This is a genomic window from Myxococcus faecalis (assembly GCF_050039385.1).
Lineage (GTDB): Bacteria > Myxococcota > Myxococcia > Myxococcales > Myxococcaceae > Myxococcus > Myxococcus fulvus.
The window spans coordinates 2,126,008-2,141,390 of sequence record NZ_CP144336.1 but is presented as its reverse complement, the minus strand read 5'-3'; the positions used below and the strand labels follow the sequence as shown (position 1 = coordinate 2,141,390).

Genomic DNA, 15,383 nt, shown 5'->3' with positions numbered 1-15,383 from the left:
CCTCGGCACGAGCGCCTCCATCATTGGGAGACATACCAATCGGCTGGATGACGCGGTCCTGTCAATGTAGCCGCGACGCGCACGCATCGGTCGGATGGCCCGGTGACACGGATACTGAAAAACTCGTGTCACGCATGCATGCGCGTTTCATCTTCCATGCGGGCCTCGGGCGAAAGTGTGGAGGAGGCGCCACAGGCGTGGGGGACAGACCCCCTCAATGCGCGGGTGCTACAGCCTGACGTACAGGCCGAGCTGGCCGCTGAAGTACAGGTCCTTGGCGCCGCCGGCGAAGACCGGGGTGCCCTCCGCGGCGCCGGCGGTGAAGGAGTAGCTGCGCACCTCTCCGCCCACGCGCAGACCGAGGACGCGCGTCAGGGCGAACTCCACGGCGAGCTCGCCATCGATGCCGGAGCCGCTCAGCTCGGGGAGGTAGTCGTCCGAGGACAGCTCGCCGCCGCTCAGCACGTGCTGGTAGCCCACGCGCGCGGCGATGGCCCAGCGCTCGTTGAGCGCCTTGCGCAGGCCCAGCTCCACGTGCGCGAAGCGGTAGTCCACGTCGGGCAGGGCGAAGGTGCTCTCGGGCGGGAGCTCCACCGCGAAGGAGTGGGTGCCGTACAGCGCGCCCACGGAGAGCTCCAGCCACCGCAGCGGCAGCCGGAAGCGCAGGCCGCCCTCGATGAGCTGCGCGGTGGTGGGGTGACTGGAGCCATCCGGGAGCCGCGTGGACAGCCCGAAGGAGCGTGAGCCCCGCGCGACGAGCCCCAGGTTGTGCACCATCCCATCCGTGAAGTGGGAGAGGGGGAAGTAGCTCACCGCGAGGCTCGCGGCGGCGGCGCTGTTGAGGCTGTAGTCGGGCAACTGGCTGGCGTTGCTGCCGGAGAAGTTGAAGCGACGGAAGAGGCCCTGGCCGGAGAGCAGCGCCTCCAGCGTGGGGCCGTCCAGGTCGCGAGGGCCGGCGGCCTTGGGCTCGGGCTGCGCGGGCGGCTCCTCCTTCTTCGTCACCGTGGGCGGAGGAGGCTTCACGACCGCCTGGCGAGGTGCCTCCGCGATGGGGGCCGGGGGCGCGACCTCCGGCTCGGAGACGACAGGCGTCGGAGGCGTGACGGCGGTGGGCGGGAGGCTCTGCGGCGGGCCTTCCTTCAGGGCCGCGCCCAGCTTGGGCTCGAGCTCGCGCCGCACGTCGGGGAAGGCGCGGTTCGTGCGGACGTCCCACGCTTCCTCCGCGATGAGGGAGCCGTCCTGGCCGGAGTAGGCGCGGACCTGCACGTCCCAGCGCTTCGTGCCCTTCACCGAGGAGAGGATGAGGATGTCCGCGCCGAGCTTCTTCGCCAGCGCCTGCCGCTGCTCCTCCGTCTTCGGTCCCCCGCGGAGGAGCTTCACCTGGGCATCCACCTTCTTCGCGGGCAGCACCACGCGCCCGCGGCCCTTCTTGCCCAGCTCCGCGGCCAGCACCTTGCGCAGCGCGTCCGCCTGGCTGCCCTCGGGGCGCAGCACCGCCACCGTGGTCTTCTTCGCTGGAGCCTTCTTCGCCTGCGCGGCCTCGGCCGGGTGGTACGACACGACCAGCGCCAGCATCAGCACCACCCATCCCGCGACGCGGCTCACGGGGCCACCTCCTGGGAGCGGACAGACGAGGTGGAAGCGGCGGGGAGGGCGGGGACGAAGTGACGGGAACGCATGGGGGCTCGGCTTCCAGTGTCGAGTCGGGGGCTGCTCGGCCCTAAGCAATCGAGGGGCCAACATCCCGGAGCTTATCTCGGCGGGCGCGCGTGGAACCAGATGATGATGCCGAGCGCGAAGGCGGTCTTCGCGGACTCACGCGAAGGGATGTCCCTCGAGCGTCGAATCAGGATGCGCTCGGCTTGTCGTGCTTCGCATCCTCGTCCGTGCGGTTCTGCTGCTGCTCGATGCATGCGTTCTTGCAGGCCGCTTGGATTTCGTTGGGATGGTTCCAGACGGAGTCCGCCCTGCGTCCGCGGTCGGGGGCGACGAAGCGCTCGAGGCGGATGCGCTTGACCTTCCCCAGGACGGGGAGCTTGTTCTTGTCGTGGCCCCCCACGGCGGGGCGGAGAGCCCTCCCACGGGGTATGAGGAGAGGGTGGAGGCAGGCACACCGTGAAGCAGGACAGACACCTTCGCAGGTCGAGCAAGAGACTCGAGGGCCACTCCACACCCATCCTCGCCGCGGACTGGCTCCCGGACTCGTCCCGGCTCGTCTCGGCGGCGGAGGGAGACTCCACGGTTCGCGTGTGGGACGTCGCGGCCCCGCGGACCGTGTCGACGCTCACGGTCGCCGAGGGGCTCAACAAGGTCCGGCTGTTCCCGACCGGTGACGTGCTGGCCGCGACCTTCGAGGACCAGGTCGCCCGGGTGTATGCGCTGGGTTCCGGCAGGATGCTGGAGAGCGCTCCCCTTGCGACGCGTCCCAGGGCGCTGGTGGTCTCCGCGGTTGGCGCCGTGTACTGGGCGGGCCACGCTTCCCAGGGCGACAGGGTCTGGTCGTGGACGCCGGGCTCGACCCCGAAGCCGCTCCTGAAGGACATCCACACCTTCGAGCCCACCTGTGGCCTGGCGCTCTCCGACGACGGGACGAAGCTGTGGTGCTTCTTCGAGTGGGACCTCGTGGTGCTCGATGCGCGGACAGGGCAGGAGCTCTCCCGGTTCAAGGGCGCGCGGGACGAGGCCATCGGGCCGGGCTTCGTGTTGCCGACCGGGCCTCGCGTGGTGGGCGTGAAGTCACGCCTCAACCGGGATGACGACGCGGTCCGGCCGCGCCTCTACAGGTGGGACCACGAGACCGGTGGGGCGGACTGGAGTTCGGAGATCCTGGGGTATGGGCATGGGCAGGAAACGCTGCTGGCGATGGCCCGGAGCACGCGCTGGCTCGCGGCCAGCGGCTCGGACGGAGTGACCCTCGTTTCGAGTCGCAGCGGGCGGGTGCTCGGGGTGCTGTCATGCGAGGTGTCCCCGTGGGACGTCTCGTGCCTGAGTGTGTCTCCGAATGACCGCTTCGTCGCGGTGGGCACCTCGAAGGGTGAGCTGGTCGTCCACGACCTCGGCGACACGGAGCTCGAAAGTGATTTGGCGGTGCCGGACATTCCCAAGCGCTCACGCAGCGGCAGTCCGCTCCTGCTGCGGCTGCAGAAGCGGCCCGGACTGTGGCTCCGGGTGCATGCGAATGGCGACCTGGAAACGGCTGAAGGCGATGCCCGCACGGACTCGGTCATCATGCCCCTGGGCGCTCAGGCAGGAGGTGCGGCCGCCCACCCGTCCTTCCTCGCATGGGAGCTCAGCAGGCGCCTCTGGTCGTACGACCTCACCCAGCCTTTGCCCTCGAAGAGGGCCCATGCCGTGCAGGTCTTCAACGGAACCGACCTGGTCGTCGAGGGCTGTATCGGCATCGAGGGCTCCGAGCGCGACCTCGGCTTCGACAGTGAGCCCGACAGTGTCGGGGAGCGGGTCGAAGGAGCGCTCAGCGCGCGGAGCATCCTCGATGGCCTCAAGGGCCTGTTGTCGTCGCGGCCGGGCGGCGGGGATTGATGCATGTCGCGACCTCGGGTGGCGGTGGGGCCCGCCGGAGATGGGGCATTGCGTCGATGGCGAGGTGTGCTGCGCACGGGGGGCGCTTCTCGTAGAGTCCCGCGCCATGGGCCTCCTCACCTTCGGTCTCAATGTGACGCTGGACGGGTGCATCGACCACACCCAGGGAATCGCGGACGACGAGCTGCATGACTATTGGAGGGAGCGCATGGAGCAGAGCGGGGCGATGCTCTTCGGGCGCAACACCTACGAGCTGATGGAGGGCGCCTGGCCCGCGGTGGCGCGCGACGAGAATGCGCCGCGCGCGATGCGCGAGTGGGCGCAGAAGCTCGAGGCGAAGGTGAAGTACGTCGTGTCGAACTCGCGGAGCGACTTCCCGTGGCAGAACACGGTCAGGGTGAAGGGTGAACTTCGCGAGGCCATCTCGGCGCTGAAGGCGAAGACCGAGCAGGGTGTCCTGGTCGGAGCGCCCAAGCTCGCGGCGTCGCTCGAGGAGTGGGGGCTCATCGACGAGTACCGCATCGTCGTTCATCCCATCATCAGCGGCCACGGGCCGACGTTGTTTCAGGGCCTGTCGAGTCCGCGGCAGCTCGAACTCCTCTCGACGCAGCGGTTCAAGTCCGGCGCGCAGGCGCTCCACTTCCGCCGCAAAGCGGGCTGAGCGCGGTATCGCCATCGGGGGGAGGCGGCTGGCTAGACCGCCATGATGCCTCCATCCACGAAGAACTCGACGCCCGCGACGAAGCTGCTCTCGTGGGCTGCGAGGAACAACACCGCGTTCGCGACGTCCTCCGCCTGACCGATTCGCCCGAGCGGCGTCATCTGCTTCAGCACGTCCTCGAACCCCGCGTTGTTCTGGAGGTACGTCTGCATCGCGGGCGTTTCAATCATCCCCGGTGAAATCACATTGACGCGAATGCCTCGGCTCTTCAGGTCCGTCGTCCAGGTTCGAGCGAGTGAGCGAATCGCGGCCTTGGTCGCGTTGTAGACCGAGAGCCCGGGGAACCCTTTGCTGCCGCTGGCCGAGCCCGCGAGGATGACCGTACCTCCGCGGGTCATGAGCGGCAGCGCCTTCTGCACGCTGAAGACCATGCCCTTCACGTTCGTGCCGAACACGCGGTCGAAGTGCGCCTCGTCAATCTCACCCAGCGCCGACGTTTCGGAGATACCCGCGTTGGCGAACACGACATCGACCCTCCCGTGGTCGCGCTGGATGCGCGCGTAGAGGCGGTCGAGGTCGGAGAGCGTGCCAACGTCTCCCTGGATGCCGACGGTGGCGCCGCCAATCTCGCGCACCGCCGCGTCGAGCCTCTCCTGCCTGCGCCCGGTGACGTAGACGTTGGCTCCCTCGGCGGCAAAGGCCTTGGCCGTCGCGAGCCCGATACCCTCACTTGCACCGGTGATGACCACGACCTTGTCCTTGAAACGATTCATACGTTTTCCTCTCCTATATGGGCAGTTCATGTCGTGACGAGTCGCTGGCCAGGGATTGCTGTCCGGCCAGCGTCACGCTTCCTTCGCTCGAACGGACTGCTCGCCTGAGCGGCCGCAGACCCAGCGCCGCTCGCTGGGGCCAGAGGCGAAGTCGTCACGTCACGAAGGTATATGTTGCATACCTAGGGTCAAGAGCGTACCTGGAGCATCCTTGGTATGCCGAGAGATACTGAAGACGAGCCCATCTACCGAGCTGACTGTCCCACCCGCACCATCCTCGACCAGATTGGCGACAAGTGGTCGATGATGGTGCTTGCCGTGCTGCGGGCCTCGCCGAAGCGGTTCAATGGCATCAAGCGACAGCTCGAGGGCATCACCCAGCGCGTGCTGACGCAGACGCTGCGAAAGCTTGAACGCAATGGGATGGTTGTCCGACGCGTCATCGGCGGCTCACCGCCGGGCGTCGAGTACTCCATCACCCCTCTTGGCAGGTCGCTCCAGGAGCCGTTCGCGGCCCTGTACGATTGGACCCTCGAGCACATCGACACGATCCACAAGCACCAGGAGACCTACGACCGCGATGCGCAGACCACGACCCGCCGTCCCGACTGAGCCCGCGTCACGGTTCGGCGTGCCCGGAGGGGAAGCGCGAGGAGTACCTGCTTGGGCGTGCCGCATCTCGCGCTCGCACATGACCCGGTTCCACCCTGCGTTCGTTGACGACTTCGAGCCGGTCGGATGGTACGACGAGCGCCATCCCTCGAACCGCAGCCTGTGCAGGAGCGTCGAATGAGCCTTCTGGTGATTTGTGAGTTCAAGACACGGACCGGAGGGGAGACGGAGTTCCTCCGAGCGGCGCGGGCATTGGCCGCCGTCGCCGCGACCGAGCCGGGGACGCTGCGCTACCAGTGGTTCACCACGCAGAAGCCCGGTCACTATTCGATCATCGAGGAGTACGTGGACGCTGACGCGGCCGAAACGCATAACAACCACGTGGGCGCGCTGCTCCGGGAACTCTTCGCGGTGTCAGACCTGGTGTCGATATCGTTCTTCGGGGAGCTCAACGCGTACTTGCGCGAGTGGGCGACCGGGCGCGAGGGTGTCGCGGTCAACGTCGCGTTGTGACGTCGCTGGGGGCCGGCCTGCTCCGCTGCGGCCCGGATGAAGTCGACGAACCCTCGGAGCGGCGCTCCTCCACGACAGGCCGTTCTCGGCGCCGTCGACGAGGTCCAGGGGCGCTGCGTGAGGGGCTGGTCCACGCGCTCCTCTTGGGGGGGGGCGGGGCTCCCAGCGACGGAGCACTCGAGCAACGGATGCCCGTCATTGCCTGTCCCCAGTCGCGGGGCGGATGCGGGCGAAGCTGCGCTCGTAGGGCAGGGCTTCTGTGATAGAGCAGACACCCGCGCTCCCTGAGGCGCGATACCTGTTTATCGAGTCCGAATGTTAGTGTTTGGACCTGCTTGTCTATCGGTCTTGGGAGTTCCGGCCCGTCCACGACTCCAGACAAATGCTTGCGGGCGCGGGCCCTCGTTGTCGCGACGCTCGTGTGTCTGGGATGCACGCGTGACAAGGAGGCCAGGCCGGAGCCCCTCGAGACGGCTCCGGCGCGAACGATGTGTGTGATCTCCAGCCCGAAGGGGCCGTGGGACCACTACCAGTTGCGTGATTTGCCGCACGGCCCGTGCTCGACCCGGGCCGCGTGCACGGTGTGGACGAAGGATTCTTGTCCGGGGACGGCCTCTCCCGGTCCGGCGATCCGGTGGACGTGTGTCTGTGATGGCGGGACATGGCGCTGTGACGAGCAAGAGAGAACCAAGACCGCCTGTATCAACCCAAGAGGAGGATGACCATGAGGTTGCCGAGAACCACCGTCGGACGATTCATTGTTGCCGCTACCCTGTGCCTCAGTCTCTTTTCCGCCCACGCGCAGACGGGGATCACCATCGAGGCGGTCAATCGATACTCGTGCGGAACACTCTTCAACAACATCGCGAACGTCGACAACTTTCGCAACCGGATGCTGTCGATACCGGGTTACACGGCCGGCCTCCGGTACACGGATGGCCTGGTATGGCCCACCGACTTCACCGACCCACAACGCGTGAGCGGAGGGTCCGACACCCTCTACTTCGACCGTTCCGGTGACGCCATCTCCTATTTCAGCGGGCACGGCACCTGCGACGATCACAGCAACACCCCTTGCACCTCGAGAGCGTCCTGCCCGGATGTCGCGGGGACCGACAAGCGTTGCCTGCGGTTCTCCGAGAACCCGCTGGCCGGGCGCTGTGTGTATTCGCGCCCGCGAAGCATCGTCGTCGACCGGACTGGTAGTGCCTGCCAGTCCGTCAACTACTCCAGTGGCCCGGTGGCCTGGGGCGAGAGCCCCACGGCGGGTGGATGGGCCGGCGCCGGCTCGAATGGAGGAATCAACCTCGCCGTCATCGACAACAGTTGTGGCATCACGCCGGACCTGTTCTTCCCCAATGTGCTGGGGTCCTTCGCGGGAGTCTCCACGGTTGCGCTCATCATGCCGACGCGCGTGGGAGACGACACCGCCGACGTGGCCAATCGCGGCCAGGCCTTCGCCGACCGCTACGTCGCGAATCCCAACTCGGCTGTCGCCCCGTCCTGGGCCGAATCCATCAACTCGGTGACGGGCGGGACCAGCTGTACGTTTGGCGGAGGCGGCCACGGCATCGTCGGCTGCGGCGCCAACATCGCCCTCTCCGTTGAAATCAACCAGGCACGGGCGGAATGGGCGAACCGGACCGAGAACTGGGGACAGCTCCGGGACCCCGGGAACGACAGCTTCGGAAACCAATGGATGGCTTGGATCTTCACCTGCAATTACGACTGCAACAGCCACCCCTTCATTCTCCCGTAGCGAGGTCTGCCATGAATCCGCGAACGATGAGTCTTGGTTTGTTCCTGGTCCTGGCTGCCTGCTCCTCGGAGCAGGAGCCGTCCTTGGCGAAGCAACCGCAGTCGGTGGCGCCAACGGTCAACGAGGAGGGCGCAGGTTATCAGCACGCGCTCGCGAGGTCCCGCTTCGACGCGGGAGCCGGTGTGCGGCGTGAGGCCGGAGGCAGCTACGAGCGGGTTGTCGGAGGCAGGGGCGTCTTCTTCGTCGACACGGTCACCCGCGCGACGATGGTCGTTCCGACTTTCGGGGCCCCGGGGCTCCCGAAGGGGACCCTGGGCGTCGAGTACCCCCGGCCGCTGACCGAGAATCCGGCGGAGCACTCGGCGGTGGTCAAGGCGTACTTCCTGGAAGCGGGAGTCCCGGTGGCCCAGGTGAGTGGCACCCACGTGACGACCACGATGGCGGGGAGCGGTCCGGTGAGCGGCGGCGTGTCGCCAGCCCAATCAAAGCTCCTCTGGTACACGACCCATCTGGAGCGCTCGGTGGGAGGCATCCCGGTGGAGGGCTCCTTCGCCTACGCCGCGCTGGACAATGCGCGCCGGGTGATCAGCGAGGGCGTCTACTGGCCGGATATTCCCGTGGACGTGGTGCGGGGAGCCCAGGCGCTCCAACGCCGATTGGCCTCGCCGAACGACCGCGCCGAATTCCTGGCGCGCGTGGGGGCCGGCGAAGCTGGCGTGCGAGAGGCTGCGGGTGAGGTCAAGATCGTCCATACCTCGGCCGGGTACCACGGTGGTTTCGAGGTGAAGGCGGTGTACTCCGTGGTGGTGCGTGGCCCGAACGGGGGGAAGTTCCGCATCCTCCGATTCGACGACACGGGCGCCGCTGTGACGATGTCCGAAGAGCGGGCGACGACCACCGATTCGCTGAAGTGACGAGGCAAAGGCCGCGAGCCGTGAGGTGCCACGAGTGAAGATGCTCGTGGTGCTCGGCCTGTGGGGCTTCGAGGTACGGCTCGCCGCGGGGGAGCCGCCTGTTCCCAGCAGGCGTCGGGGCGGGTTCGGGGACCATGCCCCTTCTGTCCAACCCTGACTTTCGTCAGGTGCTGTCAGGGCATCCTCGCGGAGCAGGACCTCGAGAAGGCCGTGGCGCGCTCACTCGCACTGACGCACAGCTGCTCGGGACGCAGCGGCCGAGGTTGGGGTGGCACGGGTCGGAAAGAAGTGCATCGGAGTGTCGGGAAGCGGTCTCGCTCGCATATGCTTGCTTGATGGGCCTCTTCAATCGCCTCTTCGGTCGCGTGGGCAGGCCGGCAGCCTCCTCGCCCGAGGCTGTGCGCGACCTTCTCTTCGAGGCTGTGCAATCACAGGATGACGCCGCGCTCATCCGGCTCTGTGCCGAGCACGAAGCCCTGGTCCTCGAGCACTTCCCAGCGTGGTTGACGGTTCCCGAGAGCGTCCGCAAGGAGCCCACACAGCTCCAGCGCTATGGCCAGGGGCTCATCGGCATCGCTCAGTGCCTCGCGCAGACGCGGAACCGGCCCGAACTGCTCCAGCGGATGATGGGGGCTGCCGCCGACAACCTGGCTGGAACAGAGCGTTCGTTTGCGACATCTTCCCGGCAGGTACGTTCGATGTCGTGAGGACGTGACCCCGGGCGAGTCGGGAGCGATGCCTCTGGGCGTTCCGGGGCTGGATACATCACAAGGAAGCGTTGATGAGCGCCAGTCGCAGCTGGCTCGCAGCGAAGGGAATCTCCACCCGAAAACTGCTCGAGGAACTGGGGTTGTCGTTGAGTGGTATGTCCTGGGAACTCGACACCCAGGAGGCCGGCATCACCGCCGCGCGACTCGATTCCGGGTGGTTCATCATCTACTTCCGGAACCACCCTTACCAGGTCTCGGACGAGGAGATACTGGCGGAGGCCTCCTCCCATGCGGAACTCATCGTGAGCTGCTTCGTCGAAGAGCACACGATGTACTCGCAGGCTTGGGGCTTCTCCGGAGGCGAGCAGCGCTGGACCCTCTGGCACGACCCTTCCGAAGGTCGTGAGCACCTCGAGGTGGACGGTACTCCCCCGGAGTGCCTCCCGGCCATTCTCCGGGCGAACCTCGAGAAGCTCCAGGCCTACCATCGCCAGAACTCGTTCGATGTGGACACGGTCTTCTCCGTCCCCATCGAGGTCTGCGAGGCCCTCTCGGGCTTCAGCTACAACATGATCCCTGAGCTTATCGATCCATGCCTCACCCTCTTTCCCACGAGGAGGAAGTCATGACGGAGAGCCCTGGCTGGATCGCCGCGAAGGGCATCCACCCTCGGGAGTTGATGAAGAAGCTGCGGGTGGGCCCGGGGCGCGCGGACTGGGAGGCCATTGTCGCATTTGACATCTCATGCGCGAGGCTCCCATCCGGGTGGTACCTCGTCATCATCGTGCATGACGTGGTATTCCCTACGAACGAGGAATGGTTCGCCGAGCTCTCCTCCGAGGGAGACGTCGTGAGATTCCTTGTCTCGGCTGAGGGGGGGCTTTCCCTTGGCCCAGGGATTCCATGCGGGCACGAAGCGCTGGGAGCTCCGGCCTGACTCCGACGAAGATGTCCGGGTCAGTGGAACACCGCCGGAGTGCCTCGCGGCCATCCGCCAGAATCGACTCGCCGCCCAGCCCCCCGACGATGATTCCAACCCCATCAGTTTCGAGATCCTTGTCGATGTCTGTGAGTCCCTCACGGGGTTCCGTTACGACAGGCTCGAAACGCTCACCGAGCCGTTCATTCATCACAACATCAACTACTGAGTGCACGCGACATCGGGCACGGTGCAGGCCAGTGGTAACCGTCCGGCGAGCGACGTGGCGGGAGACATTGTCGGGCTGTGTTGGCTGTGGGCTTGGCCACGCGCTTCATGCTCTCCGACGACTTGTCGAGCGGAGAGACGTCTGCGGGGGCTCGACGCGCACTCCCCCTGTTGTTCGCCGTGCTAGCGACCCTGCATGGATTCGACCCTGTCGAAGAGGGGCGCCAGCGCGCGTTCCATGGCGTTGGCGGTCGTATCTCCGCTCTGGTTGGTGATGATGAACACCCCCAGCTGATACTTCGGCACGAGGTAGAGATAGCATTGCGCGCGAGGCACGCCGCCATGATGCACGTAGTGGGTGCCCAACTGGCTGCTCTGGCCGATGTTCCAGAAATAGCCGATGCTGAAGTCCTCCGCGAAGCGCACCAGCGGCTTGTGTGACTCCGTCACCGCGGGAAGGTTGCTCAGCTGCAAGCGCAGGTACTTGACCATCTCCGGCATCGTCGCCTTCAAGGCCCCCGCCGCGCCCCAGGGCAGCTGCGGCATCGGCGTGGTGCCGACCGGGTTGTCGCTGTGGTAGCCAGGCGCCAGACGGCGGGCGTCCTGGGCCCGGAGGCGCAGCCACGTGTCGTGCATACCGGCTTCCCGCGCCAGGAACTCCGCGAGCAACGACTCGTAGGGCGCCCCGTAGATCTTCTCGAGGGTGTGCGCGACCAGCTCGGTGCCGGCGCTCGAGTAGGCATAGTCCTTTCCGAGCGGGCCCTCGATGCTGACGGTGTGCAGGTCTTGCCAGAACCGCGGCTGCCCGTAGTCCGCATAGGCGGCATTGAGCTTTGCCGGGGTGGCATGCGCGGTGAAGTCCCGCAATACGTCATTCACTTGCAGTGGCAGCATCCCCGGCATGCCGCTGGTGTGGGTGACCAGATGGCGCAGACGGATGGGCTCGCCGTCTGACTGCAGGTTCGGATAGGCGGATGGCAGATACTTTTGTATCGGGTCGTCGAGGGTCGCCTTGCCTTCGAGGACAGCGTTCGCCAGCAGCAGGCCGGCGAAGGTCTTGCTCACCGAGCCGATCTCATAGAGGGTTGAATCATCGGGCGGATTGGACTTGCCGGTCTCCAGCTCACCCCGATGCAGGATGAACTCCTCGCCGCGATAGACCACCGCGATCGACGTTGCGTGCAGCAGTCGTGACTGCAGCAGGGTCGTCGCGGCCTGGTTCATTGCCGTGGGGATATCGCGGGCGGGTGCAGGGCCCGTCGTCTTGCAAGCGGCCAGCACCCACATCATTCCAGCAATGGCTACGGAGAGTTTGTTCATCAGGCGCATCGTCAAGAGGGGGTGGGCACTCTCGCATGCCCCCCGGGGTGGAGCCAGCTGGCCGGGGGGAGGGGACTTGAACGAGCCGCTGGGCAAGCGGGGACACGGACTGCCGGACTGGCCCGCGTCCGCGGCCTCTCATGGCGTTGTCGGGCCTGCCGCACCAGGTTGTCGCCCGAAAGCAGGTTCGCGCGGCGCGCTGGAACTGGGCTCCTGGAGGAAGCCTGGCGATTGCAATCGACTCGCGGGCTGTACATAGGGACTTCGTGTCCTCCGCACCCGTCCTTGGATTTGGTCGCTATCTCGGCACACCGCTCCAGCGCCTGGAGGTGGCAGGGCTCGTCCTGACGGAGAGCACCTATGCTCCCGACGTCGTCCTTCCCCTCCACCGGCACCGTCACGCGGGCTTCCGGCTCACGCTGGAAGGCGGCTTCACCGACGTGTTGGAAGGACGTGCCCGGGAATGTCCTCCCAGGTCGGTGGCCTTCCAGGAACCCGAGGTCGCCCACGAGCAGCGCATCGCCGGTCGACTCACCCGCACCTTCAACGTCGACTTCTCCGAGTCGGTCTGGCGGTCGCGCTACCCCCTCGTCTCCCGGCTGGACGGACGGAGGGAGCTGGCGTCGGCGCGACTGTTCTCGTTGACCGCGCGCCTCTACCAGGAGTTCCGCCGCGGGGATGACCTGGCGGCGCTGGCCATCGAAGGGCTGGCGCTGGAGCTGCTGGCCGAGGCCGTGCGCGCCACGATGCCCCCGAAGGCGTCGGCCCCTCCCGCGTGGCTCGTCCGCGTGCGGGAGTTGCTGGATGCGGTCCGGGGGCCGCCTCCCACGCTCGCGCAGCTGGCTCGCGAGGCGGGGGTGAGCCCCACGCAGCTCGGCCGAGGCTTCCGCCAGTTCTTCCTGTGCACTCCCGCCGACCACCTGCGCCGCTCCCGGCTGGAGCGCGCCAGCCGGGCACTGCGAGAGACGGCGCGGCCCCTCAGCGTCGTCGCGCTGGAGGCGGGCTACTGCGACCAGAGTCACATGACGCGCGAATTCAGCCGCCGCCTCCACCTGACCCCGGCCGAGTACCGGCGGTTGCCCGGGGGCCGCTCGTTTCGTCCAACGAAATGAGTTCTGTCCAAGACGTCCTCGCGCGGACGGGGCAGCTTCAGCGCCATGATTCCGGACCCGCTCGCTTCCCCCGTCCCCGCTCCGACGACCTTCGACTCCCGCCGGGGCCTGCCCGCCGTGGCCCTCGTCGCCACGCTGTGGCTGGCCTCATCCGGCTGCGCATCACGACAGGTGGTCCCGACAGCTCCCGCGCCGGCCGTCACCCGCGTGGAGGCCGGACGCACGCACTGGGTGCTGCGTCCCTCCGAGGCCTACGACGCCCTCTGCCTGCTGAACCTGCTCCGTGGCGACGCGTTCTACACGCGGTTCTACCCCGAGGAGTTTCAGCGCTTCTCCGCCCTGCTCGGGCCCGGGGAGAAGGCCGCGCTCGCGCACCTCACCGAGCGGATGGGAAGGCAGGCCGGGAAGATGGTGGGGCCCTACCTGACGCTCGTCTTCTCCGTCACGGGCGCCACCACCGTGGAAGGCCTGGCCAGGACGGTGTCGGACGATGCCGCCTGGACGGCGATGCGCCGGGGCTTCGAGGCGACGAGCTACGCCGAGGACTCCGACTTCACCGAGATGGAGGACGTGCGCCAGGACCTGGGCGTGCTGTTCGCCTTTCTCCAGCGCATCGGCTTCTCGCGCATCTGGCGCGCGGAGTACCTGCCCCAGGTCGAGCAGGCCATCGCGCGACTCGGCGTCCAGGTGGCGCCCCATGACGTGGTGGGCTGGGACGAAGACGTCCTCGGCCGGGCGCTCCACGTGGAGGAGCTCAACGCCCACGTGCTGAAGTTCGCCAAGCCCCACGGCATCCGGGTGACGGGCTGGAACTTCCTCACCGACCTGACCTACCCGCTGAGCGTCACGGTGAAGACCGCCGTCCACGAACTGCTCCACCCGCCGTTCAAGCGCGAGGGCGCCATCGACGCGCGGTTGACGGCCCTGGAGGCGGACCCCTACTTCCAGCGACTGGTGCGCGAGCACGACCCCGCGTTCGGCTACACCACCGCCAAGGGGCTGACGGAGGAGGACTGCGCCGAGGCCATCGACGTCTTCGTCAGCGAGCGCCAGGGCCTGCTCCGCGCGAAGGATGGCAAGCCGCTCACGGGCGCGGCCTTCTTCCGCGACCACGACGATGGAATGCACGTGCTGGCCTACGTGCTCTACGAGGAACTCCGGCGCGCGGACTTCTCCCAGTGGACGACGTACGAGGACTTCCTGCTGAAGCTGTTCGACACGGGCGTGCTCGTGCCCGGGACGCTGGAGCAGCGATTCCGTTCCTACATCGGCAGCTATCCCGTGAAGGCGTTGAAGGAATAGGCCCTCGGGCGCGCGCCGCGATGAGACAGGCGCGCAGCCGACTCATCCCGGCGGGAACTGCGCCCCGCGTCAACGATGCTGCGCGAGCAGCCAGTCCCAGAACGCGTAGTTGTCATACTGCTGGGTCCAGCAGTCGTGCGCGGTGCCGGGCAGCACGGTGAAGCGCGCGATGGCGTTCCCGGTGGCCACCACGCCGGGCTGTGACGTCCAAGCGGGGCTGCTGGCGCCCGGGAAGAGGTACGTCACTGTCTGTGACGGCGCTGGCACCTGGAGCGATTGACTCAGCCCGTAGTTCTTGGTCACGCCCGTCAACCAGGAGCGGTCGGCGGTGTACGAGAGGCTGTCCCCGTACGAATGCACCGCCCACACCGGCACGTTCTTCAGTTGGGTGATGGTGGGGCCCGGCGCGCCGATGCTGGTGGCCATGGGCGCCAGCGCGGCCAGCCGGCTGCCGTAGGTATACGCGTACCGCCAGGCTCCGTGGCCTCCGGCGCTGATGCCCGTCAGGTAGATGCGCGTCGTGTCCACGCGGTAGTTGGCCACGAGGAAGTTGATGAACGTCTCGATGTCCGCCGCCGGCCAGCTCGTCGGGGCGCGCGGCGTGAAGACCATCACTTGTCGCTGCCCGAAGTACGCCTTGCCCTGGCTCGTGAAGTGGATGTTCCTCAGCGCCCCGTGGCGGGTCACCACGCTCAGCAGGTCCGCCTCCGTCGTCGAGGTCCCGAACTCCCCCATCCCGTTCAGGTGGACGACGACCGGGTAGTTCGTGGTGGACGTCAGGTAGCCGGGCGGCAGGTACTCTCCATAGGCGAAGACCGCCCCGGTGCTCGCGGGCAGTCGGGCCACCACCTGGTCCTCGGTGGTGGGGGTGAGCCCCGCCTTGGCTTCACCCCACGCCTGGGCGTCTGTCTCCTCGAAACCGCCCCCGCAGGCGATGGCGCCCAGCACGAGGGTCAACGCAATCCATTGTGTCCGCATGGTGTCCTCCCAGTCCGTGGTTGATTCACCGAGAGTCTGCGT

At 67.2% G+C, this 15,383-nt stretch carries 16 protein-coding genes; 11 read left to right on the top strand and 5 right to left on the bottom strand.

The features are described 5' to 3' along the window. Window positions 1–228 precede the first annotated feature (228 nt). Window positions 229–1,605 (bottom strand): hypothetical protein, encoded by a 1,377-nt coding sequence (locus VZQ01_RS08425; protein WP_426747480.1) that lies wholly within the window; start codon window positions 1,603–1,605, stop codon window positions 229–231. A 241-nt stretch (window positions 1,606–1,846) separates the two neighbouring features. Next, on the bottom strand, window positions 1,847–2,059 hold the full coding sequence (locus VZQ01_RS08420; RefSeq protein WP_223750522.1) for a hypothetical protein: 213 nt from the start codon (window positions 2,057–2,059) through the stop codon (window positions 1,847–1,849). 56 nt (window positions 2,060–2,115) lie between these two features. Between VZQ01_RS08420 and VZQ01_RS08415 the strand changes: the two genes are divergently transcribed. Continuing rightward, a complete protein-coding gene (locus VZQ01_RS08415; protein ID WP_426747479.1) occupies window positions 2,116–3,540 on the top strand; it encodes a WD40 repeat domain-containing protein in 1,425 nt (474 codons plus the stop codon). A 106-nt stretch (window positions 3,541–3,646) separates the two neighbouring features. After that, window positions 3,647–4,201 carry a dihydrofolate reductase family protein gene (locus VZQ01_RS08410; protein ID WP_426747478.1) on the top strand — a complete coding sequence of 185 codons (555 nt, stop codon included), beginning with the start codon at window positions 3,647–3,649 and terminating at the stop codon, window positions 4,199–4,201. Window positions 4,202–4,233: 32 nt separating this feature from the next. On the opposite strand, the gene VZQ01_RS08405 is transcribed toward VZQ01_RS08410, so the two are convergent. Beyond that, window positions 4,234–4,974 (bottom strand): SDR family NAD(P)-dependent oxidoreductase, encoded by a 741-nt coding sequence (locus VZQ01_RS08405; protein WP_267697255.1) that lies wholly within the window; start codon window positions 4,972–4,974, stop codon window positions 4,234–4,236. Between the two features lie 216 nt (window positions 4,975–5,190). On the opposite strand from VZQ01_RS08405, the gene VZQ01_RS08400 reads away from it, so the two are divergent. From VZQ01_RS08400 to VZQ01_RS08370, 7 genes are all read left to right on the top strand, one after another. Continuing rightward, entirely contained in the window at window positions 5,191–5,586 is a 396-nt protein-coding gene (locus tag VZQ01_RS08400) for a winged helix-turn-helix transcriptional regulator (protein ID WP_426747477.1), read from the top strand. Between the two features lie 177 nt (window positions 5,587–5,763). Continuing rightward, on the top strand, window positions 5,764–6,099 hold the full coding sequence (locus tag VZQ01_RS08395) for a putative quinol monooxygenase (protein WP_267697254.1): 336 nt from the start codon (window positions 5,764–5,766) through the stop codon (window positions 6,097–6,099). Window positions 6,100–6,823: 724 nt separating this feature from the next. Then, on the top strand, window positions 6,824–7,858 hold the full coding sequence (locus VZQ01_RS08390; protein WP_426747476.1) for a hypothetical protein: 1,035 nt from the start codon (window positions 6,824–6,826) through the stop codon (window positions 7,856–7,858). Window positions 7,859–7,869: 11 nt separating this feature from the next. Next, the gene (locus tag VZQ01_RS08385) at window positions 7,870–8,772 is read left to right on the top strand and encodes a hypothetical protein (RefSeq protein ID WP_408891226.1); all 903 of its coding nucleotides are present in this window, start codon (window positions 7,870–7,872) and stop codon (window positions 8,770–8,772) included. Between the two features lie 335 nt (window positions 8,773–9,107). Then, window positions 9,108–9,479: a hypothetical protein gene (locus tag VZQ01_RS08380; RefSeq protein WP_408891225.1), complete on the top strand. Its 372-nt coding sequence runs from the start codon at window positions 9,108–9,110 to the stop codon at window positions 9,477–9,479. A 74-nt stretch (window positions 9,480–9,553) separates the two neighbouring features. Beyond that, window positions 9,554–10,111, top strand: a complete 558-nt coding sequence (locus VZQ01_RS08375; protein WP_426747475.1) for a hypothetical protein — start codon at window positions 9,554–9,556, stop codon at window positions 10,109–10,111. 258 nt (window positions 10,112–10,369) lie between these two features. After that, the gene (locus VZQ01_RS08370) at window positions 10,370–10,630 is read left to right on the top strand and encodes a hypothetical protein (protein WP_426747474.1); all 261 of its coding nucleotides are present in this window, start codon (window positions 10,370–10,372) and stop codon (window positions 10,628–10,630) included. A 182-nt stretch (window positions 10,631–10,812) separates the two neighbouring features. Here VZQ01_RS08370 and VZQ01_RS08365 read toward each other — a convergent pair whose 3' ends face one another. Next, window positions 10,813–11,949, bottom strand: a complete 1,137-nt coding sequence (locus tag VZQ01_RS08365; protein ID WP_426747473.1) for a serine hydrolase domain-containing protein — start codon at window positions 11,947–11,949, stop codon at window positions 10,813–10,815. Between the two features lie 266 nt (window positions 11,950–12,215). On the opposite strand from VZQ01_RS08365, the gene VZQ01_RS08360 reads away from it, so the two are divergent. Together VZQ01_RS08360 and VZQ01_RS08355 are read left to right on the top strand one after the other, a co-directional pair. Continuing rightward, window positions 12,216–13,061 (top strand): helix-turn-helix transcriptional regulator, encoded by an 846-nt coding sequence (locus tag VZQ01_RS08360; RefSeq protein ID WP_426747472.1) that lies wholly within the window; start codon window positions 12,216–12,218, stop codon window positions 13,059–13,061. 45 nt (window positions 13,062–13,106) lie between these two features. Next, window positions 13,107–14,363: a hypothetical protein gene (locus VZQ01_RS08355; protein WP_426747471.1), complete on the top strand. Its 1,257-nt coding sequence runs from the start codon at window positions 13,107–13,109 to the stop codon at window positions 14,361–14,363. Window positions 14,364–14,432: 69 nt separating this feature from the next. Here the strand turns inward: VZQ01_RS08355 and VZQ01_RS08350 are convergent, their stop codons facing one another. Next, window positions 14,433–15,341, bottom strand: a complete 909-nt coding sequence (locus tag VZQ01_RS08350) for a carboxylesterase family protein (RefSeq protein WP_426747470.1) — start codon at window positions 15,339–15,341, stop codon at window positions 14,433–14,435. Window positions 15,342–15,383: the final 42 nt, after the last annotated feature.

Excerpts from the sequence above, each read along its gene's own strand:
- VZQ01_RS08410 (WP_426747478.1), top strand. The coding sequence starts at position 3,647 with ATGGGCCTCCTCACCTTCGGTCTCAATGTGACGCTGGACGGGTGCATC.
- VZQ01_RS08405 (WP_267697255.1), bottom strand. The coding sequence starts at position 4,974 with ATGAATCGTTTCAAGGACAAGGTCGTGGTCATCACCGGTGCAAGTGAG.
- VZQ01_RS08400 (WP_426747477.1), top strand. The coding sequence starts at position 5,191 with ATGCCGAGAGATACTGAAGACGAGCCCATCTACCGAGCTGACTGTCCC.
- VZQ01_RS08395 (WP_267697254.1), top strand. The coding sequence starts at position 5,764 with ATGAGCCTTCTGGTGATTTGTGAGTTCAAGACACGGACCGGAGGGGAG.
- VZQ01_RS08390 (WP_426747476.1), top strand. The coding sequence starts at position 6,824 with ATGAGGTTGCCGAGAACCACCGTCGGACGATTCATTGTTGCCGCTACC.
- VZQ01_RS08385 (WP_408891226.1), top strand. The coding sequence starts at position 7,870 with ATGAATCCGCGAACGATGAGTCTTGGTTTGTTCCTGGTCCTGGCTGCC.
- VZQ01_RS08380 (WP_408891225.1), top strand. The coding sequence starts at position 9,108 with ATGGGCCTCTTCAATCGCCTCTTCGGTCGCGTGGGCAGGCCGGCAGCC.
- VZQ01_RS08375 (WP_426747475.1), top strand. The coding sequence starts at position 9,554 with ATGAGCGCCAGTCGCAGCTGGCTCGCAGCGAAGGGAATCTCCACCCGA.
- VZQ01_RS08365 (WP_426747473.1), bottom strand. The coding sequence starts at position 11,949 with ATGAACAAACTCTCCGTAGCCATTGCTGGAATGATGTGGGTGCTGGCC.
- VZQ01_RS08355 (WP_426747471.1), top strand. The coding sequence starts at position 13,107 with ATGATTCCGGACCCGCTCGCTTCCCCCGTCCCCGCTCCGACGACCTTC.
- VZQ01_RS08350 (WP_426747470.1), bottom strand. The coding sequence starts at position 15,341 with ATGCGGACACAATGGATTGCGTTGACCCTCGTGCTGGGCGCCATCGCC.